Below are 26,765 nucleotides of genomic sequence, written 5' to 3' on the forward strand. Positions count from 1 at the left end.
ACACGGTTTTCAGGGGCTCCGCCTTTCTGCCTGCGTCCTGGGCTGAAGCCTTCGGATGGCGGATAGGAAAAAGCCCGGGTCAGGCCCGGGCTTTTCGCGTTACCGCACCAGGGAATCAGAAGCGGTAGGTCACCTGAGCACCCAGGCCGTGGGCGCTGTTCTTGTAGGTGGAGCTGTAGCGGCCCTTACTGGCGCTGGTCTGGTTCACTTCGGCATCGTCTTCCTTCAGGTAGGAGTAGGCGACGTCGACGGTCCAGTCGTCGCTCGGGCTCCAGGCGGCACCCAGGCTGAGGATCTTGCGGTCGTCGGTGGGGATGCGCGGCGAGCGGTGCTCGTTGCGGGTCGGGGTCTGGTCGTAGGCCAGGCCGGCGCGCAGGGTCCACTGCGGGTTCAGCTTGTAGGAGGCGCCCACGGCGTAGGACCAGGTGTCGCGCCAGTCCTGCTCTTCGGAGATGGTGCCGATGGGGCCGGCCGAGCCGCCCAGCAGTGCCGGAACGCCCTTGTTGTTGACGGTGATGTCCTTCAGGCGGCTCCAGCGGGTCCAGGTGCTACCGGCATAGAGGGTCCAGTCGGCGTTCAGGTCATGGGTGACCGAGAAGTCGACGGATTCGGGCGTCTTCAGTTTCAGCGAGGCGTCGTATTCGTTGCCGGAGAAGGGACCGAACCCGGTGCCGGAAACCTGGGTATCGCCTTTCAGCTTGTAGTTGACCATGGAGTGGTAGGTCAGGCCGAAGCGGGTGCTCTGGGTGGCTTCAAACAGCACGCCGACGTTGTAGCCCAGTGCGGTGTCGTCGCCCTTGACCTTGACCTTGCCGTCGTTACGGCCCGGGCTGCCGGCGTTGAGCGTCGCGGAGGTCAGTTCACCATCGATACGGTTGATGGTCGGGCCGAAGCCGACGGAGAGCTGGTCGTTGATCTTGTAGCTGATGGTCGGCTGCAGGGTGATCACGCGGACTTCGCTGCGATCGCCGTAGTAGCGGCCTTCGAAGCCGGACTCGTAGTCGGTGATCAGGCCGAAGGGCACGTACATGCCGAGGCCGAAGGTCCATTTGTCATCGATCGGCTTGACGTAGTAGCCCATGGGCACGCCCATGAAGGGGACCATGTCGCCGTCGTTGCTGCCGCCGAAGGTGCTGCTGTGGTCGTCGATGTCGGTCTTGGCGTCCAGCAGGGCGAGGCCACCGCTGACCTGTTCGCGCTTGAGGCGCGACATGCCGGCCGGGTTGCCGAACACGGTGGTGGCGTCATCAGCGGACGAGGAGCGACCGGCGAAGGCGGTGCCCATGCCACTGACGCTTTGTTCGTTGATGGCGAAGCCGCCGGCAAGGCTGTAGCTGGATGCAGCGCTGATGGCGATTGCGAGGCTGGTCTTGAAGACTCTTTTGATCACGGGTGACTCCTGGGGACTTTGAGGCAGGTGGCGGAAACTATCAGGATTTCCAGACCCCTGCCAGCTTCCGGGAGTTCCCGGAATAGAGCGTTTTCTCTCGCTTTATGGCATCAAAATGCCTGCAATTTCGCCGATCGGGCATATTGCATTGGACGCTCGTTCCTGACTGGTTGGTCAGTGAGCGGTTTTGTCCTACGCGACCTTGGCTGAGGGGCCTACCCAGCGTTGCCAGGCATCCAGGTAGTCACCGGGTGTTCCCTGAGGGTTGAACACCTGGCGCCAGATGGCGGCCATGCCCGCCCAGTCGTCGGCGGCGGGCATCACCAGCACCTCGGTTTCGATCAGCAGCCAGGCGATGGCGGTGGCGTAGCGCAGGTTCACCGTCAGCTCGATGTGCGGCGCGGCGAGGAAGGCGTGCTGGCTGGCCAGGCCGCGCACCAGGCTGGCGAGTTCCGGGTCGCGTGCCAGGTGCAGGTCCCAGAGGCAGCGGTGGTGCTCTTCGCTGATGTGGTAGAGGCCGTAGCCCGCCTGGTCGCCCAGGGCGGAGCCCAGTGCCGACTGGCAGGCGGCGGCGCCTAGCAACAGCGTTTCCGCCATCGGTGACGGTCGCTGCAGGTAGAGCAGGGTGGGGCGGATGACGTGTTCACAGAGGTCGCTGGCGGCTATTCCCATGGTGCCCTCGCGAGAAAGGTGCCGGCGGGACCGGGGGCATCTGGCAGCTTCTCGTTCTCGGAAAGGGCCCCGCCGGAAGCGGGGTTAGCCGCTCGATTTGAAGTGTAGTGCGATGAAATCGCTGTAAAGGCCTGTTTTTAAACTGTTTGAGGCCGTGACGGCGGCGGCATATATCCCAGGGTGATTAAAAAATGATCGCTGGCAACCGGCCCAGTGCCCGGCTGGCGCTGGGCCGGTGGGGCGTGCCCGGTTTCAGTCGCCCTTGGCCAGCGGGCGCGCAGGGTCATTGATCCATTCGCTCCAGGAGCCGGCGTAGAGCGGTGCCAGCGGGTAGCCGGCCAGGCTCAGGGCGAACAGGTTGTGGCAGGCGGTGACGCCGGAGCCGCAGTAGGCCACCAGGCCATCCACCGGACGTTCGCCGAGGAAGGCGGCGAAACGCTGGCGCAGGGTTTCGGCGGGGAGGAAGCGACCGTCGGTGCCGAGGTTGTCGGTGAACACTGCGCACTGCGCGCCGGGGATATGGCCGGCCACGGGGTCGATGGGCTCCACCTCGCCCTTGAAGCGGGGCAGGGCGCGGGCGTCGAGCAGGGTCAGGTCGGCGTTGCCCAGGCGGCCCTGCAATTCGTCGGCGCTGCGCAGCAGGGTCGGATCGGTCTGGCCGCTGAAGTGGCCTCGGGGCACTTCGGGCACCGCGACTTCCAGGGGCAGGCCTTCGTCGCGCCAGGCCTTGAGGCCGCCGTCCAGCAGGTAGACGCCGTCGCGCTTGCCCAGCCAGGCCAGCAGCCACCAGGCGCGAGCGGCAAAGGCGCCGGGGCCATCGTCGTGGAGCACCAGGGTGCTGCCGTTGTCGATGCCCCAACCGCGCAGGCGTTCCACCAGGCGCTCGGGGGCGGGCAGCGGGTGGCGGCCGGTGACGCCCTTCTGCACCAGGCCGGAAAGGTCGTGCTCCAGGTCGGCGAAGCGGGCGCCGGGGATATGCCCTTCGGCGTAGCTGCGCTGGCCGTAGGCAGGGTCGTCGAGGGCGAAGCGGCAATCCAGCACGATCACGCCCGGTTCGTTCAGGCGGGCTTCCAGTTGCCGGGGGCTGATCAGTTGCGCGAGGGGCATGGCGGTGTCCTGTGTCCAATCGATGACAGTGGGCATCATAAGGACAGCCGCGCGCTGCGTCGCGCTGATCGATGAGTGATGGGGAGCCGTCCATGCCCAGCCTGCAATCCTTTGCCCAGAGCGCCAACCTTGCCCGCCGCATCGGCGTGGTGCTCGGGTCACTGTCGCTGACCCTGTTCTATTGCCTGTTGATACTCGGACGGGGAGCCTGCGGGCGCCTCGACCGCGCGCGGGTCGACGCCTACACCCGCGCTTGGTCCCGGGGCCTGCTGCGCCTGGTGCGGGTGCGCCTGTCGGTGCACGGCAGCCTGCCGGATTTCAATGACGGCCGCCGCTACCTGATCCTCTGCAACCATTCCAGTCACTACGACATCCCCGCCAGCTTCGTCGCCCTGCCGGGGTCGATCCGCATGCTGGCCAAGCAGGAGCTGTCGCGCCTGCCGTTTCTCGGTGCGGCGATGAAGGCCAGTGAGTTCCCCTTCATCGACCGGCACAACCGCGAGCGGGCCCTGGCCGACCTGCACAAGGCGCGGCAGATGATGGAGAGCGGCATCGTGCTGTGGGCGGCGCCGGAGGGCACGCGCTCGAAGGATGGCCAGTTGCAGCGCTTCAAGAAGGGTTGCTTCCACCTGGCGCTGGATACCGATGCGGTGATAGTCCCGGTGGCCATCCGGGGCATCCACCAGGTACTGCCGGCGCGTACCTGGCGGTTCAACCTCGGCCTGCCGGTGTCGCTGCACGTGGGCGAACCCATCGATGCCGCGCAGTTCGATGTGGAGCACCTGGAAGAGCTGATGGCACGGACCCACGGGCAGATGCAGGCGCTGCTGCACCCGCAGCCGGCACGGGTGGTTCAGGGCGTGCGCGAGACGGTGCCGGCCTGAGTGCCGACGTTACCGCTCCCTGAAATGAAGAAGCCCGCCGATTGGCGGGCTTTTCGTATCCGGTAGCGGGGTGCGGTTCTTGCGGTTCTCAGTGGATCTTCAGCTTGCCGATGCGGTCGTTGTCCAGGCTGCCGAAGTAGAGGTAGTCGCCCACCGGTTTCACCGAGGTGATCATGCGCAGGTGGGTGCCGCTGGTGTCGTGCAGGCTGCGGATGATCTGGCCGTTCTCGTCGAGGGCGATCACCAGGCCGTATTTCTCCGCCTTGGGCCACAGGGCGCGGGGCAGCTTGGCGATCTGCGCCTTGAGCCAGGGCTGGGTGTGGAGGAAGTCGGCGTCGGCCTTGCGCGGGGAGGGCAGGGCGACCCAGAAGGTGCCCTTGCGGTCGCCTTGCAGGTTGTCCGGCAGGCCCGGCAGGTTGTCGATGAACACGTCGTGGGTGCCGGCCTTCTCGCCACTCAGCCAGTAGCGGGTGATGCGGTAGCGGTAGGTTTCGTTGACCAGCACGAAGTCTTCCTTGGCCGAGAGCGCCACGCCGTTGCCGAAGTACAGGTCCTTGAGCAGCACCTCGACCTTGCCGGTGGCCGGGTCATAGCGCATCAGGCGGCCGTGGGGGCGGCCTTCGAGCAGGTCCAGCAGGTAGTCCGGCTGCTCGAACTTGGCGGAGGCGTCGGTGAAGTAGATGCGCCCGTCGCTGGCGATGTCGAGGTCGTCGGTGAAGCGGAAGGGGCCGCCTTCGGCCTCGGTGGCGAGGACCTTGATCTGGCCTTGCGGGTCGATGCTCAGCAGGCCCTTGTAGGCGTCGCCGACGATCAGGTTGCCCTGGGCGTCGAAGTCCATGCCCAGCGGCCGGCCGCCGGTGGTGGCGAAGGTCTCGACCTTGCCGTCGGCGTCGATGCGCACCACGCGGCCGTCATGCAGGCCGGCATAGACGCGGCCCTGGGCGTCCACCGCCGTGTCCTCGGGGCCGTGGATCTGTCCCTTGGCCAGCAGCTCGGCCTTCATCAGGGTGTCGTTGGGCTCCATCACGCCGGTCATGGGCGGCGCCTTGGGGGCGTCCCAGGCGACGGGGTCGATGGGGCTCTTGGTGATGGCGAGGTAGATGCCCGCAGCGGCGATGAGCAGGACCAGCAGGCCCAGAAGCTTCTTCATGTCCGAATTCCCTGGCGGTGGGCCCGTCATGGGCCTGGTTATTGTTGGAAGGGCTTTTTAGCAGCCATGGCCGGCCAGCGCCAGAGACCCGGCCAGGGTGAATGGCCCGGGTGCGACTACGCCGCAGTTGACAGCCCTGTAGGGATTTTCGCAGTATCCCCGTCTCGCATTCCTGCACCGAGCTACACCATGCCCGCCATCTTCGCCTCACTCGCTTCCGTTCCGGCCCTGCCGGCACTGGTGCATGGCGTTGCCGCGGGTAAATCGAAGAAACAGTCGCTCATTTGACCGGGGCGTGCTGTCCCGTCAGATGGGCTGACAGGACAGTGGACGCGAAGGTCGAAACCTCTCTTGCACGAACACTCCCCGCCAGCCTCCGACGGTGACTTTTACGGTCAGCCTGAAGGAGTTTTCGCTATGCCTGTGTTTTCTGGAATCTGGGTCGCCCTGGTAACCCCCTTCGCCGATGGCGCCATCGATTTCCCCTCCCTGCGTCGCCTGTCCGCGCACCTGCTGGAGGCCGGCGTCGCCGGGCTGGTGGTGTGTGGCAGCACCGGCGAGGCGGCGGCGCTGAGCAAGAGCGAGCAGCTCGCGGTGCTCGATGCCCTGCTCGAAACCGTGCCCGGCGAGCACTTGGTGATGGGCCTGGCCGGCAACAACCTGGCGGACGTCCTGGCCATGCAGCACGAGGTGCAGCAGCGCCCGGTGGCCGGCCTGCTGGTGCCCGCGCCTTATTACATCCGCCCGTCGCAGTCGGGGCTGCTGGCCTGGTTCGGCGCCATCGCCGATGCCGCCGCGGTGCCGGTGATCCTCTACGACATCCCCTACCGCACCGGCTCGCGCCTGGAGCTGGAGACCCTGCGCGAGCTGGCCCGGCACCCGCGCATCGTGGCGATCAAGGATTGCGGCGGCGAGATCGACAAGACCCAGGCGCTGATCGCCGACGGCCAGCTCGACGTGCTGGCGGGGGAGGACGCGCAGATCTTCGCCACCCTCTGCCACGGCGGCACGGGCGCCATCGCCGCCTCGGCGCACATCCACCCCCAGCGCTTCGTGGCCATGGCCGAGCGCGTGGCAGCGGCCGACCTGGAAGGCGCACGGGCGATCTTCCGCGAGCTGCAGCCGCTGATCCGCCTGGCCTTCGTCGAGCCCAACCCGGCGCCGGTGAAGAGCCTGCTGGCCCTGCGCGGGCTGATCCGCGACGAGTTGCGCGCGCCCATGCAGGCCAGCTCGCCGGCCCTGGTGCAACGCCTGCGCAGCGAGCTGGGCTGACCTGTGCCGCCCCACGCGGAATGACGGGTGGGGCGGGGATGGGGTTGCGATATATACTTCGCGCCTCTGAACCGAGGAGAGCCTTGTGGCCATCGACTTTCACTGGATTCGCGACGACGCCGAACTGGCCTCCCATTGCGCCCGCTGGCGCGACCTCAGCTTCGTGGCCCTGGACACCGAGTTCATGCGGGTCGACACCTTCTATCCGAAGGCCGGCCTGGTGCAGGTGGGCGACGGCGAGAGCGCCTGGCTCATCGACCCCCTGCTGATCAAGGACTGGCGCCCCTTCGCCGAGCTGCTCGAAGACCCGGCGGTGACCAAGGTGCTGCACGCCTGCAGCGAGGACCTCGAAGTCTTCCTGCGCCTCACCGGCAGCCTGCCGCTGCCGCTGCTGGATACCCAGCTGGCCGCCGGCTACCTGGGCATCGGCTACTCCATGGGCTATTCGCGCCTGGTGCAGGCGGTGCTCGGCATCGACCTGCCCAAGGACGAGACCCGCTCCGACTGGCTGCAGCGCCCGCTCACCGAGATGCAGGAGCGCTACGCCGCCGAGGACGCCATCCACCTGGCCGAGATCTACCGCATCATCGACGAGCGCCTGGACGCCACCAAGCGCGCCTGGGTGCTGGAGGACGGCGCCGAGCTGGTGGCCAACCTGCGCCGTGAAGTGGACCCGTACGAGCTCTATCGCGACGCCAAGCTGGGCTGGAAGCTGTCCCGCCAGCAGCTGGCCGTGCTGCGTGACCTCTACGCCTGGCGCGACCTCGAGGCGCGCCGCCGCAACCAGCCGCGCAACCGCATCGTCCGCGAGCACGCCCTGTGGCCGCTGGCCAAGTTCCAGCCGGACAACCTCGTCGCCCTGGCCCGTGTCGAGGACATGCACCCGCGCACCGTGCGCCAGGACGGCAACACCCTGCTGAAGATGATTCGCGAAGCGGCCGAGCTGCCCCCGACCGAATGGCCCGAGCCGCTGCCCGAGCCGCTGCCGTCGGAAGCCACCACGCTGTTGAAGAAGCTGCGCGCCATCGGCCAGGCCGAGGCCGAGCGCCTGGGCATGGCGCCCGAACTCATGCTGCGCAAGAAGCACCTGGAAGCCCTGCTCAAGACGGGCTACCCCAACGGCCCCTACAGCCTGCCCGACGGCTTCAAGGGCTGGCGCCGCGAACTGATGGGCCAGGCGCTGCTCGATGCCCTGGCCGGAGACAACGCCCCATGAAACGCATCTGCTCCATCTACAAGAGCCCGCGCAAGAACGAGATGTACCTCTACGTCGACAAGCGCGATGCCCTGGCCCGTGTACCCGAGGCGCTACTGGCGGCCTTCGGCACGCCGCAGCATGCCTTCGACCTGGTGCTCAGCCCCGAGCGCCAACTGGCCCGCGAGGACATCGGCAAGGTGCTGGAGAACCTCGAAAAGCAGGGTTACCACCTGCAGATGCCACCGGGTGAAGAGGAATACATCGAGCACCTGCCCGAAGAACTGCTGCGGATGAACGACCCCATCTGATGAAAGTCCTCCTCGCTGACGAGAAACACCTCCGCCACGCCGAACTGCTGCTCGCCGCCATCCCCTCGCTGGATGTGGCCGGCAGCGACGACCCGGACGAGCTGCGCGCCCTGGCGGCGGACCGCCCCATCTGGCTGGGCAGCCCGGAGCGGGTGGTGGAACTGCTGCAGGCCGGGTTCGCCCCGCGCTGGGTGCAGTCCAGCTGGGCCGGCATCACCCCGTTGCTGGCGGCAGGCCTGCCGCGCAACTACCGCCTGACCCGCGCCGTGGGCATCTTCGGCCAGGTGATGGCCGAGTACATGCTGACCTACATCCTCGCCCACGAGCGCCAGCTGCTCTCGCGCCTGGCCAGCCAGGTGGAGCGCCAGTGGGATGCACGCATGCCCAGCAGCCTGGCCGGACGGCGGGTGCTGGTCGTTGGTGCCGGTGATATCGGCCAGAGCGTTGCGCGCTTCCTCGCGCCGTTCGGGGTCGAGCTGCGCGGCATCGCCCGTGAGCCACGCGCCCTGGAACCGTTCAGCCAGGTGCTGGGAATGGACGCCCTGGCGGAGCAGGCGGCTTGGGCCGATTACCTGATCAACCTGCTGCCCGACACCCCGGCCACCCATGACGTGTATGACGCTGCGCTGTTCGCGCGCATGCAGCCGGAGGCGCTGTTCATCAATGCTGGGCGTGGCGTGGCGGTGGTGGATGCCGACCTGGTCGCCAGCCTGCAGGCCGGGCACCTGGCCGGTGCGGTGATCGACGTCTGCCGCGAAGAGCCGCTGCCCTCCGCGCACCCGTTCTGGACCGCGCCCCGGCTGCTGCTCACCGGCCACAGCTCGGCGCCCACCCTGCCGGAACTGCTGGTGGGGCTGTTCCTCGACAACCTGGCGCGCTTCCAGGCTGGCCAGCCGCTGCGCGGCGAGGTGGAGTTCCAGCGCGGGTATTGAGGCCGACACAGTGGGTTCCGCATTCGCGGTGTGACATCCCGGTACTGTGATGGCTTGCGTAGGGTGGACCACGCTTCACCGGTCCACCTTTCGTGCTTCCCGGCAGCACGGCGGGTGGATCATCTCCCCAGCGTTTGCTGGTTGCGTGAGAGCCCGCTGGACAGCCGTCCTGCGAATGATTTTCCTTACACCGGGCTACCGGTCGTCCCGTCGTCGGCAGCGCTTGGCCGGCACCTTCGACGGGACTAGACTACCGCGCCCCGTTACCCAGTCAGACCACCATGGCCGCCAAAGTCGAACCCTTCTGGAAGCGCAAGACCCTCGCACAGCTCGATCAGGAGGAGTGGGAATCCCTCTGCGACGGCTGCGGCCTGTGCTGCCTGCAGAAGCTGGAAGACGAGGACGACGGCGCCGTGTACTACACGCGCATCGCCTGCAAGCTGCTGGACCTGAACACCTGCCGCTGCACCAACTACCCCAAGCGTCGCGATTTCGTGCCCGATTGCATCCAGCTCACCCCGGCCCAGGCCGACGAGTTCCGCTGGCTGCCGCCCACCTGCGGCTACCGCCTGGTGGCCGAGGGCAAGGACCTGCCGCCCTGGCACCCGCTGATCTGCGGTGACACCGAGGCGGTGCACAACGCCGGTATCTCCCAGTCCGGGCGCATGGTCAGCGAGACCCAGGTGGCCGAGGACGACTGGGAGGACTACATGATCTTTCGTGCGGGCTAGACGGATAGAATCACCGCTTGCCGAGTCATAGGGAAATCGCTCCGAGGAAGCCCGACATGTCCAACCGCGCCACCCTGCTGCTGTCCACCGCCACCCTGCTGTTCTGCGCGCCGCTGCTGGCCGCCAAGCGCACCGATGTCGACTACCTGGTGCGCTTCCTGCCGGACAGCGACCAGGCCGAGGTGCGCGTGGTGCTGGAGAACAGCGAGAAGGTCCGCAGCCTCGGTTTCGACCTGGGCGACAAGGGCTACTACAGCGACTTCAAGGCCGACGGCCAATGGCAGCAGGCCAGCGCCGAGCGTGGCACCTGGACCCCGGCGGAGGGCAAGGCGACCCTCAGCTACAAGGTGCGCATCACCCACCCCCGTGGCGATGGCAAGTTCGACGCGCGGATGACACCGGACTGGGCGCTGCTGCGCGGCGACGACCTGGTGCCCCCCGCACGCATCGACCTGGTGGACGGCACCGAGTTGGTGTCGCGCATCCAGTTCGAACTGCCCAAGGGCTGGAGCACGGTGGAGACCGGCTGGTCCCGCGTGGGCAAGAACCGTTTCCGCGTCGACAACGCCGAGCGCCTGTTCGACCGCCCCACCGGCTGGATCATCGCCGGCAAGCTCGGCAGCCGCCGCGCCGAACTCGGCAACACCGACGTCACGGTCGCCGCGCCCATGGGCGAGGGCATGCGCCGCATGGACATCCTCACCCTGCTGACCTTCGTCTGGCCCCATGCCCAGGCGGTGTTCCCCCGCGACCCCGGCAAGCTGCTGATCGTCGGTGCCGGCGACCCGATGTGGCGCGGCGGCCTGTCCGCGCCCAACTCCTTCTTCATGCACGCCGACCGTCCCCTGGTCAGCGAGAACGGCACCAGTTCCCTGGTGCACGAGCTGGTGCACGTGTTCAGCCGCATCAAGGACACCGACCAGAGCGACTGGATCAGCGAAGGCATCGCCGAGTTCTACGCCATCGAGCTGATGCGCCGCGCCGGCGGCCTCAGCGAGGACCGCTACCACAAGGTCCGCGCCAACCTGCAGCGCTGGAGCCGCAAGGTCGAGAACCTGCGTGGCGAGCAATCGTCCGGCCCGGTCACCGCCCGCGCGGTGCTGTTGCTGCAGGACCTCGACGAGGAGATCCGCAAGGCCAGCAACGGCGAGCGCTCCCTCGATGACGTCACCCGAGGCCTGATGCGCCTGGACAAGGTCAGCACCCGCGACTTCGTCGAGATCGCCGAGAACGTGCTCGGTGGCGAATCCGACGTGCTCGACACGTCGCTGCTGAAGCTGCCCAAGGGGGCCTGACTCCCGGCGCGGGTCCCGGGCTGAAGCCCGGGCTACGCCACGCTGGACGCCACCGACCCACCTGCGCAACGATGCCGGCTTTGCCCGGAAGCCCGCCCATGCGCCGCCTGCCGTCCCTCACCGCCCTGCGCACCTTCGAATCGGCCGCCCGCCATGCGCATTTCGGCCGTGCCGCCGCCGAGCTGTGCGTCACCGACAGCGCGGTGAGCCACCAGATCCGCCAGCTGGAGGAGCAGCTCGGTACCGAGCTGTTCGTCCGTGCCGGCCGCCAGGTGCGCCCGACGCCCCAGGCACGGCGCCTGCTGCACAGCCTGCAACAGGCCTTCGAGCTGATCCTCGATGCCTGCGACGAGCTGCGTGATCCCGGCTCCCAGGCGCAGCTGCGCATCGCCGTGACCGCCGAGCTGGCGCAGAAGTGGCTGGTGGGCCGGCTGGCGGACTTCGGCGAGCGCCATCCGCACATCACCCTGCACCTCTACGACCAGCCGCTGGAGTCGGCGCTGCCCGGCGAGGAGATCGACCTCGCCATCACCTACGGCACCGGCCCGGGGGATGCCAGTGCCTACTTCGTGCGGCCGCTGCCGACCCTGCAGTTCTTCCCGGTGTGCAGCCCCGGCCTGTTCAACCAGCTGCCGCTCAAGCACCCGCGCGACCTGGCCCGCCACTGCCTGCTGCATGACGACCAGGACGGCAAGACCTGGAACGCCTGGCTCAGCGTTCACGCCGGCGACCTGCAGCCGCTGCGGCACCTCTACCTGGGTCACGCCGGGCTGACCCTGGAGGCTGCCGCGCAAGGGCAGGGCGTGGCCATGGGCGACAACCTCACCAGCGCCGAGGACCTCGCCAGCGGCCGCCTGGTGCGCCCCTTCGCCGCCAGCGTGGCGTCCCTGGGGCAGTACGCGCTGGTGTGCGAACGGCTGCGCCTGGACAAGCCGGCGGTGGCCCAGTTCGTCGAATGGTTCAGCGATCAGCTGACCGATAGCTGAATCCAATTCAAGAATTCCGCGATATTCATCATTGGTCGCCGGGGCACCGGCGCGCTTACCGTCAGGGCACTTCCAACCCCACTCCGAGGTTTCCCATGGCGCGTTCCCTGACTTCCCTTCCCAAGGCCGACGGCTTCCGCCTGCCCGGCGAATTCGAACCCAAGGCCGGTTGCTGGCTCGGCTGGCCCGAGCGCACCGACGTCTGGCGCAACGGCGCCAAGCCCGCGCAGAAGGTCTGGGTGGAGATCGTCAGCGCCATCGCCAGCAGCGAGCCGGTCACCGTCTGCGCCTCCGCCACCCAGTACGCCAATGCCCGGCGCATGCTGCCGGCCCAGGTGCGGGTGGTGGAGATGACCTGCAACGACACCTGGTTCCGCGACAGCGGCCCGGCCTTCCTGGTCAACGACCAGAGCGGCGAGGTGCGCGGCGTGGACTTCGAATTCAACGCCTACGGCGGCCTCGATGGCGGCCTCTACTACCCCTGGGACAAGGACGACCAGATCGCCCAGAAGATCCTCGAGATCGAGAGCTTCGACCGCTACCGCGCGCCCTTCATCGCCGAGATGGGCGGCATCCAGACCGACGGCCAGCGCACCCTGCTGACCACCGAGCAATGCCTGCTCAACCGCAACCGCAACGCCCACCTGGGCAAGGAGGAGGTGACCCGGCGGCTCTCCGACTACCTCGGCGCCGAGCAGGTGATCTGGCTGCCGCGCGGCTGCAAATTCGACGAAACCGACGGCCACATCGACGACCTGGCCTGCTTCGTCCGCCCCGGTGTGGTGGTGATGCAGTGGACCGACGACCGCGACGACCCGCAGTGGGAGATCTACCAGGAGGCCTACGACATCCTGCGCAGTACCCGTGACGCCCGCGGCCGCGCGCTGGAGGTGCACAAGCTGCCGCAGCCCCGCGTGCTCACCTGGACGGCGGAGGAGGCCGCCGGCCTGGACCAGGTGGACGGCACCCACCTGCGCGAGGAGGGCACGCGCATCTGCGCCTCCTACATCAACTACTACGCCGGCAACTCCGCCATCGTCCTGCCGCTGTTCGGCGACGCCCACGACCAGGCGGCCGGCGCGGTGCTCGCGGAGCTGTTCCCCAAACACCGCATCATCGGCATCGAGAACTCGCGGGAAATCCTCCTTGGGGGCGGCAACGTCGCCTGCATCACCATGCCGCAATACGCCGCCAGCCGGGCTGGCTAGGGAGCCTTCGATGCACATGCGCACACTGGCGATAGCCCTGGGCCTGGCCCTCGGCAGCTGCATGGCCCAGGCGGCGAGCGAGCCGCCCAAGGTCAACCTGTACATCTGGAGCGAGTACCTGGCGCCGGATACGCTCTCCCGCTTCGAGGCCAGGACCGGCATCAAGGTGGTGGCCGACCACTTCGACTCCCTGGAAACGGTGGAGACCAAGCTGCTCACCGGCCGCAGCGGCTACGACCTGGTGCTGACCGCCGGCCAGCACCTGCAGCGGGCCATCGCCAGCGGCGCATTGCAGCCGCTGGACAAGGCCAGGTTGCCGCACTTCCAGGGGCTGGACCCGGAGTTCACCGCACACATGGCCAGCTTCGACCCGGGCAACCGCTACGCCGGGCTCTATGTCTGGGGCACCACCGGCTTCGGCTACCAGGAGGAGGCCATTCGCACACGCATGGCCGACGCCCCCACCGACAGCTGGGCGATGCTGATGGACCCGGCGGTGGTCGCACGCTTCGCCGATTGCGGGGTGAGTTTCCTCAATGACCCCAACGAGGTGTTCGCCGCCGCCTTCCGCTACCTGGGGCTGGACATCAACCGCCAGAGCCTCGACGACCTCAAGCTCGCCGAGGCGCACCTGGCGAAGATCCGCCCGTCGATCCGCTACTTCGACAACGACCGCAACATCAACGACCTGGCCAACGGCAACACCTGCCTGGCGATGTCCTGGAACGGCAACGTGGCCATCGCCGCCGCCCAGGCCGAGCAGGCGCAGAAGCCCTTCAGGCTGCGCTACCGCATCCCGCGGGAAGGCACCCTGATCTGGTTCGACGCCATGGTGGTGCCCAAGGATGCGCCGCACCCCGAAGCCGCCCTGGCGCTGATGGACCATCTGATGAGCCCCGAGACCATCGGCGCCATCACCAACAGCATCCACTACGCCAATGCGGTGCCGGCGGCGGCCGCCAGCGTCGACCCCGCCATCCTCGCCGACCCGGGCACCTACCCGCCGGCGGACGTGCGCGCCAAGCTCTACACCAAGAACGACAACACCAAGGCCTTCAACCGCGCCCTGACGCGCGCCTTCAGCAAGCTCAAGTCAGGTCTTTGAGCCATCTCCCGCCCGGTATCCGACCATCGTGATGCCGGGCATCTTGACCGCCCCGTCGCGCTTGCTATCTAATGATATGCATTCTCATTTGGTGTCCCTGGCACGCCGCATTCGGCAGCGTCGCCGGGTTGCCTGTTGTCGGGGGCGTGCGTGCAGGTAGTGAGTCGAGCAGACGGGAGGCAGCCCCGTGGATGAGCAGTTCCGGGGCTCCGTCTCCGGCGCCTACCGCGCCTTCCATGCCGAGCTGCTGAAGTTCCTCGGCAAGCGCCTGGGCAGTTCCGCCGACGCCGCCGACCTCGCCCAGGATGCCTTCACCCAATGGCTGGACTGGCGCGACCGCGACCAGGTCCGCCAGCCCCGCGCCTTCCTTTTCCAGATCGCCCGCAACCTGTTGCGTGACCACTGGCGCCGCCAGCAGGTGCGCGGTGCGGCCGACGGCGAGGGCGAACAAGCGCTGGAAACCATGGTCGATGAACAAGGAGCGAGCCCCTTGGAGCAGGTCGAGCAACATCAGCGCTTGCGCCTCCTGGCATCGGCACTGGATGATCTGTCGCCGCGCCGGCGCGAGGCCTTCGTCCTGCACAAGTTCGATGGCCTGTCCCAGGCGGAAGTGGCCGCGCGCATGGGGATTTCCCTGAGCATGGTGGAAAAGCACATCGCCTGTGCCCTGCTGCACTGCAAGCAACGCGTGCAGGGTGACGTCCAGGCGGACGGACAATGAACACGAGCACCTGGATGGATTCCCGACCCTCGATCGACGAACAGGCCGCCACCTGGTACGCCCGCCGTACCAGCGGGCAGTTCACCGCCGAGCAGGAGGCCGAGCTGCAGGCCTGGCTGGCCACCAGCCCGGCGCACGCCAAGGCTTTCGCCGACATGCAATTGATCTGGGCCGACTTCGATCGCGTGCCACGGCCCGTGCTCGCCACGCCGGTGGTCATGCTCAAGCCTCGCAGCCGACGGACCCTGCCGCGCGCCATGGCCGCTTCGTTCGTGCTGCTCTGCGCCGCCCTGGCCACCTCGCAGAACTGGTTCGCCCGCGCGCCCAGCGTCGACCTGCAACTGAGCAGCGCCCAGGGCGAACAACGCCAGGTGGAACTGGCCGACGGCTCGCGCATCGACCTCAACGTCGACACCCGCCTGCATGTGCGCCTCTATGACGATCACCGCGAAGTCGAACTGCTCCAGGGCGAAGCCTTCTTCGCCGTCGCCCGTGACGAGCAACGCCCGTTCGTGGTGATGGCCGGGGAGGGCAGCGTGCGTGTGCTCGGTACTCGCTTCAGCGTCCGCCGTGGCGGCGAGCGCCTGGATGTGGCGGTGGAGAGCGGCAAGGTCGCGGTGGACCCCGAGGCCGGCGGCACCCACCACGCCGAACTGGGTGCCGGCGACAGCGCCGATTTCGATTACCGCACCCGTCACCTGGAGCTCGGCCACCGCAGCCCCGAGGAAATCGCCAGCTGGCGGCGTGGGCAACTGATCTTCCGTGATCGCCCACTGGCCCAGTTGGTGGACGAGCTTTCCCACTACCGAACCGCGCCCGTGGGCCTGGCCGATGCCAGCCTCGCCGAGCGCCGTGTTTCCGGCAGCCTGAACATCGGCAAGCCGGATGCCTTCCTCGCCGCGTTACCGCAACTGCTGCCGGTACGCGTCGAATACCTGGCCAACGGAACGGCCCTGATCCATCCGCGCTGACCCCCTCGGAGCTGCTCCGGGGCCCCGTCGCGCGGGCTTTTCGATGCAAGTGAAAATATTTTTCATTTGCATATGCGGGTTTTGCCGAGCGCTGCGTCTTCCTGATGTCCGCCTCATGCAAGGGCGGTTTTGCAGTACTTGGGGAGATTTGGATGAACACCCGTAGCACCCGTTTCGCGCTGCGCCGCCTCGTCGCCGGCGGCGCGCTGGCCACCCTCCTGCTCAGCGGCAGCGCCCTGGCCCAGGATCACGACTTCAACCTGCCGGCCCAGTCCATGGCCAGCGCCCTGACCGCCCTGGCCCAGCAGAGCCAGCTGCAGATCCTTTTCGACGAGTCGCAACTGCGCGACCTGCGTGCACCGGCCCTGGCCGGCCGCTACAGCGCCCGCAGTGCCCTCGAGCGCCTGCTGGTCGGGTCCGGGCTGGAGCTGGTGGAGGCGGGGGATGGGTTCGTGATTCGTCGTGTGGCCAGTGCCGGCCATGCCGCCGCCGATGACAACGTGCTGGAGCTGGGCAGTACCAACATCATGGGCAGCGCCATCGACTCCAGCTCGGTGGGTCGCTCGGTCCTGAGTCAGGAAGACATCAACCGCAAGCAGGCGGACAATATCGCCGAACTGCTCGACACCCTGCCGGGCGTGAGCTCCAGCGGTTCACCCCGTCCCGGTGGCCAGACCCTGAACATCTGGGGTATGGGCGATGTGGAGGACGTCAAGGTCATCCTCGACGGCGCGCCCAAGGGCTTCGAGAAGTATCGCCAGGGCTCGGTGTTCATCGAGCCGGAACTGATCAAGAACGTCGAGGTGGACAAGGGCCCCCACAGCGCCCTGTACGGCAACGGCGGCTTCGGCGGCGTGATCAAGGTGGATACCAAGGACCCGGCCGACCTGCTGCAGGAAGGCGAGAACGTCGGCGCCTTCCTCAAGTACGGCTACCACACCAACGACCGCCAGGAGATCTACAGCGGCGCGGTGTACGGCCAGACCACCGACAAGATGTTCGACGGCCTGCTGTTCCTCACCGGGCGTGACGGCGACAACATCAAGCGCCCGGATGGCACACGCTTCGTCTACTCCGAAAACAGCCTCGATGCCTTCCTGTTCAAGAGTAACTTCCGCCCCAACGACGAGCATGTCTTCACCCTGTCGGCCATGCAGTCCGGCAGCGAGGCCTGGGAGCCCTTCGCCGCCAAGCGCGACGACATGGCCGCGCCCACTGCGGCGGAAATCGCCCGCTACGGACTGGACGGCGCCTGGAAGCGCAAGCTGGTGAACCGTGACCAGGACGACGAGAACTACTCGTTGAAATGGAACTACACGCCGCTGGACAACCCGCTGGTCAATGTCACCGCCAGCTATGCCTATTCCAAGACAGATCAGCATGACAAGCGGCCGGACAATGCTTCGACAGGCTTCGCGTCTTCGCTTGGCAGCGAAAGCTGGGTCAATTACACCGACCGGCTGGCAGAGCTGAAAAACGAAAGCCGCTTCGACACGGGGTTGTTATCCCATGTCGCCACCGTCGGGGTGCAATGGCATGGCCATGAACGCGACACATTGATGAAAGACCTCAGCAAGACCACAGACAGGACCTACAACTACGGCCTCTACCAGCCCTACTACATGCCGTCCGGCGAGCAGGAAACCCGCAGTGGTTATCTGCAGGACGCCATCACCATCGGCTCGGTGACCATTACCCCGGCATTGCGCTATGACCACGTGTACAGCAGGGGCGAGCCCAGCCTGGCTTCGCGCTACAACAACCCCGATCCGGCGGTAGGGCACGACTACAGCAGCGTCACCTACAGTGGCTGGTCGCCGCGCCTGGGCCTGTTCTGGACGGCCACCGACAACCTGGCGTTCTTCGCCGACTACAGCAAGACCTGGCGCGCCCCTCTGATCGACGAGCTGTATGAGGTACAAAGCGCTGCGAGCAGCGTGCCGGGTACCAGCCGTAACCTGGACCCGGAGCGCATCACCGGGGTCCGCCTGGGCAGCATCTTCAATGTCGACAAGCTGCTGGTGGATAGCGATAACCTGCAGATCCGCACAACGCTGTTCCGCAACCGTGGCAAGGACGAAATCTTCAAGCGCACCGGCGTTTACTGTGCGGGCAGCGTGACCGGCGGCAACAGTGTTTGTCAGGGGCCGCTGGCCAACAATCGCAACCTGCCTGGCTACACGATCGAAGGCATCGAACTCGAAACCTTTTATGACAGCTCCCGTGTGTTTGGCAGCCTTTCGATTTCCTATATCCGTGGCCAACGCGATGCTTCGCCGCGCAACCCTTGGGGGCCAGAAACCTGGATTGCCGAGATTCCTCCGCGCAAGGCGGTAGCGACCTTGGGCGTGAAGGTTCCTGAGATCGACATGGCCATGGGGTGGACCGGCAACTTCGTGCGTAAGCAGGACCGCTCCCCAACTGACGATGATCCCCTGGCGTCTGGCTGGAGCCTTCCCGAAACCCAGGGTTACGCTCTGCACGGCCTGTTCGCGACCTGGCAACCCAAGTACATCAAGGGCTTCGAGGCGCGGCTGGCGGTGGATAACCTGTTCAATCGCGAGTACTACCCCTACCTCGGCGAGTCCGTTTCCGGCGTCGGCCGCAACATCAAGTTCAGCGTCTCGCAATTCTTCTGAGGCGCCTTCCAGGGCATCCCCGCGTTCGTGGGGATGCCCCCCTCCCTTCGGTGCTTCGAGTTGCACCCGACCTGCGCGCCCCCATCACTGCACAGACCCCTCGTATGCACAGCCCGTAGGAGCGAGCTCTGCTCGCGAAGCGCTGGCCCGTGCACGGGAGCGGTGGGCTGAAGCGGGATGTCGGGTTGCACCTGACCTACAGCCGCATTGGCACCGTAGGACGGGTGAAACCCGCGAATGTGCGCTTCGGCTCAGCCGCCAAGCCGCTGCAATAGCGCGGCGGCGGTGGGTTCGGAGGAGGCGGGGTTCTGGCCGGTGATGAGGTTGCCGTCGGTGACCACATGGGGTTGCCAGTCGGCGACCTTGGAGTACTGGCCGCCCTGTTCGCGCAGCACGTCTTCCACCAGGAAGGGCACCACGGCGGTGAGGCCGACGGCGTCTTCCTCGCTGTTGGAGAAGCCGGTCACCGCGCAGCCCTGCACCAGCGGGCTGCCGTCGGCGGCGCGGGCGTTGCGCAGTACGCCGGGGGCGTGGCAGACCGCGGCCACAGGTTTGCCGGCGTTGTGCAGGTCTTCGATCAGGCGGATGGAGAAGGGGTCGTCCACCAGGTCCCAGAGTGGGCCGTGGCCACCGGGGTAGAACAGCGCGTCGTAGTCGGCCGACACCAGCCCGGACAGCGGCAGGGTGTTGGCCAGGGCCTGGCGGGCCTGTTCGTCGGCACGGAAGCGGTGGGTGGCTTCGGTCTGTGCGTCGGGCTCGTCGCTCTTCGGGTCCAGCGGTGGCTGGCCGCCCCGGGGGGAGGCCAGGATCACCTCGGCGCCGGCATCGCGGAAGGCGAAGTAGGGGGCGGCGAACTCTTCGAGCCAGAAGCCGGTCGGCTTGCCGGTATCGCCCAAGCGGTCGTGCGAGGTCAGCACCATGAGGATTTTCATCGGCAACTCCTTGAGGTTATCGAGGGGTGTGACTGGCGCTCCTCCGGCAAGGTTCCGGTCGCCGGCCGATGAATTCTAGACGCGTCCTGGAAGCTGTTCTCAGTCCTGCGGCGGACGCCTGCGCGCGGTGAGCCCACGGAGGAAGTTGCGCAGGATCTGGTCGCCGCAGGCGCGATAGTTCTTGTGGTCCTTCTTGCGGAACAGCGCGCCGATTTCCGCCCGGGTCATGGGCAGGTCGGCTTCCTGGAGGATGGCGAGGATGTCGTCCTCGCGCAGCTCGAAGGCCACCCGCAGCTTCTTCAGGATCTGGTTGTTGCTCATCGGCAGTTCCAGGGGCAGGGGCGGGCGGCTCTCGTCCTTGCCGCGCAGGGTGTACACCAGGCCGTCGAGGAAACCGGCGAGGCGTTTGTCGCTGCAGGAGTGGTAGCCCTCTTCGTCGTCTCGGACCAGCCAGGAGGCCACTTCCTGGCGGCTGACTTCCTGGTCGGCCAGGCCGATGATTTCCACCACCCGGGCGTCGCTGATATCCAGCAGGTAGCGCAGGCTGCGCAGTACATCGTTGTTGGTCATGGGGTGTTCCGTCGGGAGTGGCGGCCGGCAGGGTGCCGGCAACTAGACTGAGGACGTCGACGCCGAAAGGCGGGAGGTCCATATGAAGGGCGCCATTGTGCTCGCATTCGCGGCGCTGGTCGCGGTCAGTTGTGGCATCCAGGCGCAACAGCCGCCGTTGCTGCGTTCCCCCGGCACGCCGGCACCAGGTTCGCCCGGTACGGCCACGCCACAACCCTATCCCCAGGCCAGCCCACCGAGCCTGCCGGCCGCTGCGCCGCGTTCGGGCAGCCCGCCGCTGCTGGTCAACCCGCCGACCACACGCCAGGCGAACCCGCGTGACGAGCGCATTCCGGCCCTGCAGGAGCAGCTGGATCGCAACAGCAAGGGGTTGGGCGGCAGCGAGAAGAAGCCGGCGCCCTAGCGCAGCAGTGGCGGCACGCGGGCCTGAAGCAGGTCCACCAGGGCCGGGTCCATGTATTCGTAGTCGTCGGGGATATCGAGGCTGACCACGCGCTTGCCCTTGAGGGCGGCGGGGAAGCGTGCGGCGAGCTTGCGCCGGTGGCTGCCCTCCATCACCAGGATCAGGTCGGCCCAGGCCAGGGCTTCGGGCGTCACCGGGGTCTCCGCCTCGGCCTTGAGGCCGGCCGAGTCGGTTTCGATCCCCGGCCAGCTGGCGAACAGCTGCTCGGCAGTGGGGCTGCGCAGGCGGTTCTGCCCACAGATGAACAGCAGGCGCTGCACCTTCATCAGCCGGTGAGCCCCAGCACCTTGAGCAGGAAGGCGTACTCCAGGGCGACGTCGCGCAGCGCCTGGTAACGCCCGCTCATGCCGCCGTGGCCGGCGCCGAGGTCGGTCTTGAGCAGCAGCAGGTTGTCGTCGGTGCGGGTGGCGCGCAGCTTGGCCACCCACTTGGCGGCCTCCCAGTACTGCACCCGCGAGTCGTTGTAGCCGGCCACCACCAGCAGCGCCGGATAGGCCTGGGCGCGCACGTTTTCGTAGGGCGCGTAGCTGCGGATGCGCTCGAACACCTCGGGCTCGTTCGGGTCGCCCCACTCGTCGTACTCGGTGACGGTCAGCGGCAGGTCGGGGTTCTGCATGGTGTTGAGCACGTCGACGAAGGGCACTTCGGCGATGGCGGCGGCGAACAGGTCGGGGCGCTGGTTGAGCACGGCGCCCATGAGCAGGCCACCGGCGCTGCCACCGCTGATCACCAGTTGCTCGCGGCTCGTCAGGCCTTCGCCGATCAGGTGTTCGGCGCAGGCGATGAAGTCGCTGAAGCTGTTGGCCTTGTGCTCCAGCTTGCCGGCGCGGTACCAGGCCTCGCCCAGCTCGCCGCCGCCGCGCACATGGGCGATGGCGAAGACGAAGCCGCGCTCCAGCAGGCTCAGGCGGGCGTGGGAGAACCAGGGGTCGAGGCTTTCGCCGTAGGCACCATAGCCATAGAGGTAGAGCGGCGCGGGCTGGCCCAGCACGTCGCGGCGGGCGACCAGGCTGATGGGCACGCGGGTGCCGTCGGCGGCGGTGGCCCAGAGGCGCTGGCTGATATAGGCATCGGCGTCGAAGGGGCCTTCCACCGGGGTTTGCTTGAGCACCCGCTGCTCGCCGTCGGCCAGGCGCAGTTCGCGGACCTGGGCCGGGCGGGACAGGGCTTCGTAGCGCAGGCGGATGGTCGGGCTGTCGAACTCCATGCTGTCCTGCACATAGAGGCTGTAGGCAGCGTCCGGCAGTTGCACGCGGTAGGGCTCGGCGCCACGGGGGTGCACCTGGATGATCGGCAGGCCGCCCTCGCGCAGGCTGAGGGTGAAGGCTTCGGCGTTCATGCCCACGCCTTCGAGCATGCAGTCGGGGTCGTGGGCGATCAGTTCGTGCCAGTGGTCGCGCTCGGGCGTTGCTTCGGGGGCCTGGTAGAGGGCGAAGTTGATACCGGTCTGGTTGCTGCGGATCAGCCAGCACCACTGGCCGTCCACCTGGCCGTGGTCGGCGTAGTACTCGTGGCCTTCCTCGCGCGGGGCCAGGCAGCGGAAGTCGCCGTCGGGGGTGTCGGCGTCCAGCACCCAGCTTTCGCTGGTGGTCTTGCTGCCGAGCATCAGCACCAGCTGGCGCTCGGAGCTGGCGCGGTGGCAGCCGAGGAAGAAGCGGCCGTCGGCCTCCTCGAACACCCGCTCGGCGTCGGCTTCGCCCAGGCGGTGGCGGTAGAGGCGGTGTGGGCGATGGGTGTCGTCCAGCTCGCCGAAGAACAGGGTGCGGCTGTCGTTGGCCCAGGTCATGCTGCCGTCGCAGTCGTCGAAGGGCAGGGCGCTGATGGCGCCGTCGACCAGGTTCTTGACGTAGAGGCGGTAGATCTCGTCGCCGCTGGTGTCCAGGCTGTAGGCCAGCAGGCGGTGGTCGGGGCTGACGCTGAAGGCGCCGAGGGAGAGGAAGCCGCCCTCGGCCAGGGCGTTCGGGTCCAGCAGCAGCTGCTCGGTCGCCTCGTCCACCTCGAAGCCTTCGGCTGGGCGTGCGCAGCGGTAATGGCGCGGGTATTCGTCGCCGGCGGTGGTGCGCTGGTAATAGAGGTAGGGCCCCCAGGGCGTGGCGAGGGACAGGTCGGTCTCGCGGATGCGCCCGCGGATTTCCTCGAACAGCGCCTCGCGCAGCGGTGCTTCGGCGGCCAGGTGCTGGTCGAGCCAGGCGTTCTCCGCCTTGAGGTAGTCGAGCACCTCGGGTGCGTCGCGCTCCTCCAGCCAGCGGTAGGGATCGGCTCCGGCCTGGATGCGGGCGATGGGGGCTTCGGACATGGCGGTTCTCACGGCTAGGCGTTGCGGGCCGGGCGACGGCGGGGACGCCGGGCTTCGGAAAAGTCGCTATCATAAGCGCCCCTTTGCCCGCCTTGCCATGGAAGCCCATGAACGAACACGACTATCTCCTCGCCTGGGGCGCCTATGGCGTCGCGGCCTTGGGCTGCCTGCTGGTGAGCTTCCGCGCCACCGGCTGGATGTGGCGCTGGCTGCGCGAACCCCTGCGCCTGATAGTCGCCGTGCTGCTGCTGACCCCGACCCCGGTGGACCCCGGCCGCGACCTCTACGCGCCAGCCGTGGCGGTGACCGCGCTGGACATCGTGTTCAAGGTGGGCAACAACGCCTGGAAGGCGGTTTCCGACCTGGCCATGTACGGCATGATCGGCCTGGTGCTCTACCTCATCTTCGTCGCCATCCGCTGGCCCATCGAGCGTGCCATCCGTGCCCGTCGCGCCGAGCGCGAGAAACCGGCGGTCGCGGACGAGGAAGAAGAGGAACCGACCCTGCGCCAACTGATGGAACGTGAATCCACCGGCCGCGTGGACACCCGTCTCGACGACCGTGGCGACCGCCGCCTGCGCATCGAACCGCGTCTCTGACACCAGGCAGCGCGCCGCGCCGGTTACGAGGAATACCCATGGATTGTGTGTTCTGCGCCATCGCCGCCGGCAGGTTGCCGGCCCATCTGCTGCACGAGGATGAACACTTCCTGGTGCTGCTGGACATCTTCCCCCTGCGCCCGGCCCATGTGCTGGTGGTGGCCCGCGAGCACGCGCCCTTCCTCGCCGACCTCGGCACCCCGGCGCGCCAGCGCCTGGTGGAACAGGCCCTGCGCGTGGGCGAGGCCTTGCGCGGTGCGGGCTATGGTCGCCAAGGCATCAACCTGCTGATCAACGACGGCCCGGATTCCAACCAGCACGTGCCCCATCTGCACCTGCACCTGATTCCCCGGCAACGGGGCGACCTGGCCGCGCTGCTGTGGCGTATCCTCACCCGCTTCCTGCCCTTTGGCCGTGCCCGCATCCAGGCGCGCCTGGAGCGGGAAGCCGAACAACTGCGACAGGCATTGAAACGAGAGCCCTGAACCATGTGCGAATTGCTCGGCATGAGCGCCAATGTGCCCACCGATATCGTCTTCAGCTTCACCGGCCTGATGCAGCGCGGCGGCGGCACCGGCCCGCACCGTGACGGCTGGGGCATCGGCTTCTACGAGGGTCGTGGGCTGCGGCTGTTCCAGGACCCCTCGGCCAGCGTCGATTCCGAGGTGGCGCGCCTGGTGCAGCGCTACCCGATCAAGAGCGAAACGGTGATCGGCCACATCCGTCAGGCCAACGTCGGCAAGGTCAGCCTGGCCAACACCCATCCCTTCGTCCGCGAGCTGTGGGGTCGCAACTGGTGCTTCGCCCATAACGGCCAGCTCGCCGACTTCCATCCTGCCGCCAGCTTCTACCGGGCGGTGGGCGACACCGACAGCGAGGCGGCCTTCTGCGACCTGCTCAACCGCGTGCGCCTGGGCTTCCCCGAGCCGGTGCCGGTGGAGGTGCTGCTGCCGGTGCTGGTGCAGGCCTGCTCCGAGTACCGCAGCCGGGGCGTGTTCAATTGCCTGCTCAGCGATGGCGACTGGCTGTTCTGCTTCTGCACCACCAAGCTGGCACAGATCACCCGGCGTGCGCCCTTCGGCCCGGCGCGACTGAAAGACGCGGACCTGACCGTGGACTTCCAGGCCGAGACTACGCCCAATGACGTGGTGACGGTGATCGCCACCGAGCCGCTGACCGACAACGAAACCTGGACGCTCTACCAGCCCGGCGCCTGGAGCCTGTGGCGGCGGGGCGAGTGCCTGGCCTCCGGGCAGACCTGACCAACGAGAGGGGATATCGATGCTGCGAAGCTACCTGCGACTGGCGCTGTTCGCCCTGGGCCTGCTCATCGGCGTGCAGGTGCCCGGGTTCGTCGATGACTACGCCAAGCGCGTCGAGGCCCATCGCCTGGAAGCGGAGACCGGGCTCAAGGGCTTCCGCGAGACCGCCCAGCGCTTCTTCGAGGGCGACCTCGCCGCGCTGGTGGCCCACTACCGCGCCAGCAACGACCCGGTGATGCGCAGCGACGCCGACAGCGTGGCCACCCTGGTCAACCGCGACGCCCTGCTGCAGCGCGAGTGGGAGGCCATGCAGGGCGCCTGGTACGCGCGCACCTGGCACGTGGTCACGGGCGCCGACCACGACCTGTTGCTGGAAACCGCCAACGCCTACAGCTATCAGGTGCTGCTGGTGCCCGAGGCGATGGCCTGGGGCATCGTCTGCGCGCTGCTGCTGGCCTGGGTGGTGGAAAGCCTGTTCCTCGGCCTCGCCCTGCTCGCCGGCGGCAACGGCAAGCGGGTGCAGCAGCGCCATTGGCGCTGAGCCCGTTGGTGGGTAGGTCGGGTGCAACTCGACGATGCCGTTGCACGAACTATCGCGGGTTTCACCCGCCCTGCATCGGGCTCCCCACGGGGTAACGGCTCATAGCCCGAAGCGGTCGGCCTCCTCGCGCAGGGTGCTGGCCAGGGTGAGGAAGCCGTCGTAGAGCAGCTGGTCGTTGCTGGAGGCGTTGCTGACGCTGGCGCGGACGAACTGCGGCACCGTGGCGCGGCCCACGGCGAAGGCTTCGGCGGCGGTGATCAGGTAGTTTTTCAGCTTCAGGTCGGCCTCGATATCCGAGGCGCGCCAGGCTTCCGGTACTTCGATCCAGAAATGCGGGCTCTGCGGATGGGTGCGGTAGTTGAGCCCGTCCAGCAGCCGTTCCACCAGCGACTTGCGCCGGCCGATCTCGTGGATCTGCTGGCTCAGCAACTTCTCCGCCGTACCGTTCTCGATCCATAGCGTCGACAGCTCCAGCGCCAGGGGCGTGGCCATCCAGCAGGTGGCGCGCAGGGCCGCGGCGATGCGGCTGACCAGTGCCGTCGGTGCATGCAGGTAGCCCACCCGCAGGCCGGCGGCCACCGCCTTGCTCAGGCTGCTGATGAGGATGGTGCGCTCCGGGGCGTAGAGGCTCAGGGGCGGCGGGCGGTCCTCCACCAGCACCGCGTGGGCCTCGTCTTCGATGATCAGCAGGTTGTGCTCGCGGCACAGGCGCGCGATGGCGTCGCGGCGCTGGTGCGAGAGCACGCCGGTGGTGGGGTTCTGGATGGTCGGCGTGCAGTAGAGCGCGGTGACCCGGTTGTTGCGGCAGATCTCGTCGAGGGAGGCGGGGACCAGCCCTTCCTCGTCCATGTCCGCGCCGAGCAGCTTGATGCCGAGCATCCGTGCCAGGGTGATCAGCCCCGGGTAGGTGAGCTGCTCGGTGACCAGGATATCCCCCGCCCGTAGCAGGCCCATCAGGGTGCAGAGCAGCCCGTGCTGGCCGCCGTTGACGCACAGCACCTGGTCCGCCTGGGGCTGGAAGTCGCCGTGGGCCAGCCAGTTCGCGCCCACCTGGCGGTAGCGCGGCAAGCCGATGTCCGGCGTGTAGCGGGTCAGGTCCTGCAGGGTCTGCGGGTCGTTGGCCAGGTCCAGCAGGCTCTGCGCCAGGAAGGCCGTTTCATGCCCGGGGATGTGCATGTTGCGGCTCATGTCGTAGAGCTCCGGCGCCTCTTCGATGAAGTTGCGGAAGCCCTCGTCGCGCTTGCGCTCCAGCCCCCGGCGGCGGACGAAGGTGCCGTCGCCGACGCGGGCTATCACCAGCCCCATGCGTTCCAGTTCGGCGTAGGCGCGGCTGACGGTGCCGATGGTCACCCCCAGGCGGTCGGCCAGGTTGCGGTGCGGCGGCAGCTTGGCGCCGCCTTCCAGGGTGCCCTCGAGAATCCTGATTTCCATGGCTCCGGCGAGGCGCTTGTACTTCGCGCCCTGGCCGGAATCCAGTGCTGATTTCAGAATTGACACCGTGTCAATAATTGGTTTGACAGCCATTTTTCGTCC

General features: G+C 67.6%; 27 protein-coding genes. 18 read left to right on the forward strand and 9 right to left on the reverse strand.

Annotated features, from left to right (window positions below; genetic code table 11):
- Positions 1 to 115: 115 nt before the first annotated feature.
- The 3 genes from OEJ36_RS05990 to OEJ36_RS06000 form a co-directional block, all read right to left on the reverse strand.
- The gene (locus tag OEJ36_RS05990; RefSeq protein WP_263400752.1) at positions 116 to 1,390 is read right to left on the reverse strand and encodes an OmpP1/FadL family transporter; all 1,275 of its coding nucleotides are present in this window, start codon (positions 1,388 to 1,390) and stop codon (positions 116 to 118) included.
- 192 nt (positions 1,391 to 1,582) lie between these two features.
- Positions 1,583 to 2,062 (reverse strand): hypothetical protein, encoded by a 480-nt coding sequence (locus OEJ36_RS05995; protein ID WP_263400753.1) that lies wholly within the window; start codon positions 2,060 to 2,062, stop codon positions 1,583 to 1,585.
- Positions 2,063 to 2,314: 252 nt separating this feature from the next.
- The gene (locus OEJ36_RS06000; RefSeq protein ID WP_263400754.1) at positions 2,315 to 3,169 is read right to left on the reverse strand and encodes a sulfurtransferase; all 855 of its coding nucleotides are present in this window, start codon (positions 3,167 to 3,169) and stop codon (positions 2,315 to 2,317) included.
- Between the two features lie 92 nt (positions 3,170 to 3,261).
- Here OEJ36_RS06000 and OEJ36_RS06005 point away from each other — a divergent pair, with 92 nt between their 5' ends.
- On the forward strand, positions 3,262 to 4,053 hold the full coding sequence (locus tag OEJ36_RS06005) for a lysophospholipid acyltransferase family protein (RefSeq protein ID WP_263400755.1): 792 nt from the start codon (positions 3,262 to 3,264) through the stop codon (positions 4,051 to 4,053).
- A gap of 88 nt (positions 4,054 to 4,141) precedes the next feature.
- On the opposite strand, the gene OEJ36_RS06010 is transcribed toward OEJ36_RS06005, so the two are convergent.
- Positions 4,142 to 5,203, reverse strand: coding sequence for an SMP-30/gluconolactonase/LRE family protein (locus tag OEJ36_RS06010; RefSeq protein ID WP_263400756.1), 1,062 nt, complete (start codon positions 5,201 to 5,203; stop codon positions 4,142 to 4,144).
- Between the two features lie 417 nt (positions 5,204 to 5,620).
- On the opposite strand from OEJ36_RS06010, the gene dapA reads away from it, so the two are divergent.
- From dapA to OEJ36_RS06070, 12 genes are all read left to right on the forward strand, one after another.
- A complete protein-coding gene (gene dapA / locus OEJ36_RS06015) occupies positions 5,621 to 6,475 on the forward strand; it encodes a 4-hydroxy-tetrahydrodipicolinate synthase (RefSeq protein WP_263400757.1) in 855 nt (284 codons plus the stop codon).
- Between the two features lie 85 nt (positions 6,476 to 6,560).
- Positions 6,561 to 7,691 (forward strand): ribonuclease D, encoded by a 1,131-nt coding sequence (gene rnd, locus OEJ36_RS06020; protein ID WP_263400758.1) that lies wholly within the window; start codon positions 6,561 to 6,563, stop codon positions 7,689 to 7,691.
- Positions 7,688 to 7,981 carry a YcgL domain-containing protein gene (locus tag OEJ36_RS06025; RefSeq protein WP_263400759.1) on the forward strand — a complete coding sequence of 98 codons (294 nt, stop codon included), beginning with the start codon at positions 7,688 to 7,690 and terminating at the stop codon, positions 7,979 to 7,981. Before rnd ends, OEJ36_RS06025 begins: the two co-directional genes overlap by 4 nt.
- Positions 7,981 to 8,913, forward strand: a complete 933-nt coding sequence (locus tag OEJ36_RS06030) for a D-2-hydroxyacid dehydrogenase (protein WP_263400760.1) — start codon at positions 7,981 to 7,983, stop codon at positions 8,911 to 8,913. Before OEJ36_RS06025 ends, OEJ36_RS06030 begins: the two co-directional genes overlap by 1 nt.
- A gap of 281 nt (positions 8,914 to 9,194) precedes the next feature.
- On the forward strand, positions 9,195 to 9,644 hold the full coding sequence (locus OEJ36_RS06035; protein ID WP_021220466.1) for a YcgN family cysteine cluster protein: 450 nt from the start codon (positions 9,195 to 9,197) through the stop codon (positions 9,642 to 9,644).
- 56 nt (positions 9,645 to 9,700) lie between these two features.
- Positions 9,701 to 10,939: a hypothetical protein gene (locus OEJ36_RS06040; protein WP_263400761.1), complete on the forward strand. Its 1,239-nt coding sequence runs from the start codon at positions 9,701 to 9,703 to the stop codon at positions 10,937 to 10,939.
- 98 nt (positions 10,940 to 11,037) lie between these two features.
- A complete protein-coding gene (locus OEJ36_RS06045) occupies positions 11,038 to 11,925 on the forward strand; it encodes a LysR substrate-binding domain-containing protein (protein WP_263400762.1) in 888 nt (295 codons plus the stop codon).
- 95 nt (positions 11,926 to 12,020) lie between these two features.
- On the forward strand, positions 12,021 to 13,133 hold the full coding sequence (gene aguA, locus OEJ36_RS06050) for an agmatine deiminase (RefSeq protein WP_263400763.1): 1,113 nt from the start codon (positions 12,021 to 12,023) through the stop codon (positions 13,131 to 13,133).
- A 10-nt stretch (positions 13,134 to 13,143) separates the two neighbouring features.
- Positions 13,144 to 14,238 (forward strand): extracellular solute-binding protein, encoded by a 1,095-nt coding sequence (locus OEJ36_RS06055; RefSeq protein ID WP_411860971.1) that lies wholly within the window; start codon positions 13,144 to 13,146, stop codon positions 14,236 to 14,238.
- A gap of 187 nt (positions 14,239 to 14,425) precedes the next feature.
- Positions 14,426 to 14,959 carry a sigma-70 family RNA polymerase sigma factor gene (locus OEJ36_RS06060; protein ID WP_263400764.1) on the forward strand — a complete coding sequence of 178 codons (534 nt, stop codon included), beginning with the start codon at positions 14,426 to 14,428 and terminating at the stop codon, positions 14,957 to 14,959.
- A gap of 14 nt (positions 14,960 to 14,973) precedes the next feature.
- The gene (locus OEJ36_RS06065) at positions 14,974 to 15,930 is read left to right on the forward strand and encodes a FecR family protein (protein ID WP_263400765.1); all 957 of its coding nucleotides are present in this window, start codon (positions 14,974 to 14,976) and stop codon (positions 15,928 to 15,930) included.
- 152 nt (positions 15,931 to 16,082) lie between these two features.
- Positions 16,083 to 18,569, forward strand: coding sequence for a TonB-dependent receptor (locus OEJ36_RS06070; protein ID WP_263400766.1), 2,487 nt, complete (start codon positions 16,083 to 16,085; stop codon positions 18,567 to 18,569).
- 251 nt (positions 18,570 to 18,820) lie between these two features.
- On the opposite strand, the gene OEJ36_RS06075 is transcribed toward OEJ36_RS06070, so the two are convergent.
- The gene (locus OEJ36_RS06075; RefSeq protein WP_263400767.1) at positions 18,821 to 19,501 is read right to left on the reverse strand and encodes a type 1 glutamine amidotransferase domain-containing protein; all 681 of its coding nucleotides are present in this window, start codon (positions 19,499 to 19,501) and stop codon (positions 18,821 to 18,823) included.
- Between the two features lie 99 nt (positions 19,502 to 19,600).
- Positions 19,601 to 20,071: a DUF1456 family protein gene (locus tag OEJ36_RS06080; protein WP_263400768.1), complete on the reverse strand. Its 471-nt coding sequence runs from the start codon at positions 20,069 to 20,071 to the stop codon at positions 19,601 to 19,603.
- Positions 20,072 to 20,153: 82 nt separating this feature from the next.
- Here OEJ36_RS06080 and OEJ36_RS06085 point away from each other — a divergent pair, with 82 nt between their 5' ends.
- A complete protein-coding gene (locus tag OEJ36_RS06085) occupies positions 20,154 to 20,474 on the forward strand; it encodes a hypothetical protein (RefSeq protein WP_263400769.1) in 321 nt (106 codons plus the stop codon).
- On the opposite strand, the gene OEJ36_RS06090 is transcribed toward OEJ36_RS06085, so the two are convergent.
- Both OEJ36_RS06090 and OEJ36_RS06095 read right to left on the reverse strand, forming a co-directional pair.
- Positions 20,471 to 20,794, reverse strand: a complete 324-nt coding sequence (locus OEJ36_RS06090) for a low molecular weight protein tyrosine phosphatase family protein (protein ID WP_201769787.1) — start codon at positions 20,792 to 20,794, stop codon at positions 20,471 to 20,473. The genes OEJ36_RS06085 and OEJ36_RS06090 overlap by 4 nt on opposite strands.
- Positions 20,795 to 20,799: 5 nt before the next feature.
- Complete coding sequence (locus OEJ36_RS06095; protein WP_263400770.1) at positions 20,800 to 22,830, reverse strand: S9 family peptidase; 2,031 nt, start codon at positions 22,828 to 22,830, stop codon at positions 20,800 to 20,802.
- Between the two features lie 107 nt (positions 22,831 to 22,937).
- Between OEJ36_RS06095 and OEJ36_RS06100 the strand changes: the two genes are divergently transcribed.
- The 4 genes from OEJ36_RS06100 to OEJ36_RS06115 are packed head-to-tail and all read left to right on the forward strand — an operon-like array spanning position 22,938 to position 25,232.
- Complete coding sequence (locus OEJ36_RS06100) at positions 22,938 to 23,429, forward strand: MFS transporter (protein ID WP_263400771.1); 492 nt, start codon at positions 22,938 to 22,940, stop codon at positions 23,427 to 23,429.
- A gap of 38 nt (positions 23,430 to 23,467) precedes the next feature.
- On the forward strand, positions 23,468 to 23,914 hold the full coding sequence (locus OEJ36_RS06105; RefSeq protein WP_263400772.1) for an HIT family protein: 447 nt from the start codon (positions 23,468 to 23,470) through the stop codon (positions 23,912 to 23,914).
- Between the two features lie 3 nt (positions 23,915 to 23,917).
- Complete coding sequence (locus tag OEJ36_RS06110) at positions 23,918 to 24,691, forward strand: class II glutamine amidotransferase (protein WP_184487995.1); 774 nt, start codon at positions 23,918 to 23,920, stop codon at positions 24,689 to 24,691.
- 19 nt (positions 24,692 to 24,710) lie between these two features.
- Positions 24,711 to 25,232 carry a DUF2937 family protein gene (locus OEJ36_RS06115; RefSeq protein WP_263400773.1) on the forward strand — a complete coding sequence of 174 codons (522 nt, stop codon included), beginning with the start codon at positions 24,711 to 24,713 and terminating at the stop codon, positions 25,230 to 25,232.
- Positions 25,233 to 25,331: 99 nt separating this feature from the next.
- Here OEJ36_RS06115 and OEJ36_RS06120 read toward each other — a convergent pair whose 3' ends face one another.
- Positions 25,332 to 26,756, reverse strand: coding sequence for a PLP-dependent aminotransferase family protein (locus tag OEJ36_RS06120; protein WP_263400774.1), 1,425 nt, complete (start codon positions 26,754 to 26,756; stop codon positions 25,332 to 25,334).
- Positions 26,757 to 26,765 lie beyond the last annotated feature (9 nt).

This window comes from Pseudomonas sp. PDM13 (assembly GCF_025685765.1).
GTDB lineage: Bacteria > Pseudomonadota > Gammaproteobacteria > Pseudomonadales > Pseudomonadaceae > Metapseudomonas > Metapseudomonas solani.

What these genes read in the sequence shown, in the direction of transcription:
- OEJ36_RS06105 (WP_263400772.1), top strand. Translation starts at nt 23,468, where the DNA reads ATGGATTGTGTGTTCTGCGCCATCGCCGCCGGCAGGTTGCCGGCCCAT.
- OEJ36_RS06085 (WP_263400769.1), top strand. Translation starts at nt 20,154, where the DNA reads ATGAAGGGCGCCATTGTGCTCGCATTCGCGGCGCTGGTCGCGGTCAGT.
- OEJ36_RS06055 (WP_411860971.1), top strand. Translation starts at nt 13,144, where the DNA reads ATGCACATGCGCACACTGGCGATAGCCCTGGGCCTGGCCCTCGGCAGC.
- aguA (WP_263400763.1), top strand. Translation starts at nt 12,021, where the DNA reads ATGGCGCGTTCCCTGACTTCCCTTCCCAAGGCCGACGGCTTCCGCCTG.
- OEJ36_RS06100 (WP_263400771.1), top strand. Translation starts at nt 22,938, where the DNA reads ATGAACGAACACGACTATCTCCTCGCCTGGGGCGCCTATGGCGTCGCG.
- OEJ36_RS06070 (WP_263400766.1), top strand. Translation starts at nt 16,083, where the DNA reads ATGAACACCCGTAGCACCCGTTTCGCGCTGCGCCGCCTCGTCGCCGGC.
- OEJ36_RS06005 (WP_263400755.1), top strand. Translation starts at nt 3,262, where the DNA reads ATGCCCAGCCTGCAATCCTTTGCCCAGAGCGCCAACCTTGCCCGCCGC.
- OEJ36_RS06025 (WP_263400759.1), top strand. Translation starts at nt 7,688, where the DNA reads ATGAAACGCATCTGCTCCATCTACAAGAGCCCGCGCAAGAACGAGATG.
- dapA (WP_263400757.1), top strand. Translation starts at nt 5,621, where the DNA reads ATGCCTGTGTTTTCTGGAATCTGGGTCGCCCTGGTAACCCCCTTCGCC.
- OEJ36_RS06075 (WP_263400767.1), bottom strand. Translation starts at nt 19,501, where the DNA reads ATGAAAATCCTCATGGTGCTGACCTCGCACGACCGCTTGGGCGATACC.
- OEJ36_RS06095 (WP_263400770.1), bottom strand. Translation starts at nt 22,830, where the DNA reads ATGTCCGAAGCCCCCATCGCCCGCATCCAGGCCGGAGCCGATCCCTAC.
- OEJ36_RS06120 (WP_263400774.1), bottom strand. Translation starts at nt 26,756, where the DNA reads ATGGCTGTCAAACCAATTATTGACACGGTGTCAATTCTGAAATCAGCA.
- OEJ36_RS06080 (WP_263400768.1), bottom strand. Translation starts at nt 20,071, where the DNA reads ATGACCAACAACGATGTACTGCGCAGCCTGCGCTACCTGCTGGATATC.
- OEJ36_RS06040 (WP_263400761.1), top strand. Translation starts at nt 9,701, where the DNA reads ATGTCCAACCGCGCCACCCTGCTGCTGTCCACCGCCACCCTGCTGTTC.
- OEJ36_RS06045 (WP_263400762.1), top strand. Translation starts at nt 11,038, where the DNA reads ATGCGCCGCCTGCCGTCCCTCACCGCCCTGCGCACCTTCGAATCGGCC.
- OEJ36_RS06030 (WP_263400760.1), top strand. Translation starts at nt 7,981, where the DNA reads ATGAAAGTCCTCCTCGCTGACGAGAAACACCTCCGCCACGCCGAACTG.
- OEJ36_RS06110 (WP_184487995.1), top strand. Translation starts at nt 23,918, where the DNA reads ATGTGCGAATTGCTCGGCATGAGCGCCAATGTGCCCACCGATATCGTC.
- OEJ36_RS05995 (WP_263400753.1), bottom strand. Translation starts at nt 2,062, where the DNA reads ATGGGAATAGCCGCCAGCGACCTCTGTGAACACGTCATCCGCCCCACC.
- OEJ36_RS06000 (WP_263400754.1), bottom strand. Translation starts at nt 3,169, where the DNA reads ATGCCCCTCGCGCAACTGATCAGCCCCCGGCAACTGGAAGCCCGCCTG.
- OEJ36_RS06115 (WP_263400773.1), top strand. Translation starts at nt 24,711, where the DNA reads ATGCTGCGAAGCTACCTGCGACTGGCGCTGTTCGCCCTGGGCCTGCTC.
- OEJ36_RS06065 (WP_263400765.1), top strand. Translation starts at nt 14,974, where the DNA reads ATGGATTCCCGACCCTCGATCGACGAACAGGCCGCCACCTGGTACGCC.
- OEJ36_RS06010 (WP_263400756.1), bottom strand. Translation starts at nt 5,203, where the DNA reads ATGAAGAAGCTTCTGGGCCTGCTGGTCCTGCTCATCGCCGCTGCGGGC.
- OEJ36_RS06035 (WP_021220466.1), top strand. Translation starts at nt 9,195, where the DNA reads ATGGCCGCCAAAGTCGAACCCTTCTGGAAGCGCAAGACCCTCGCACAG.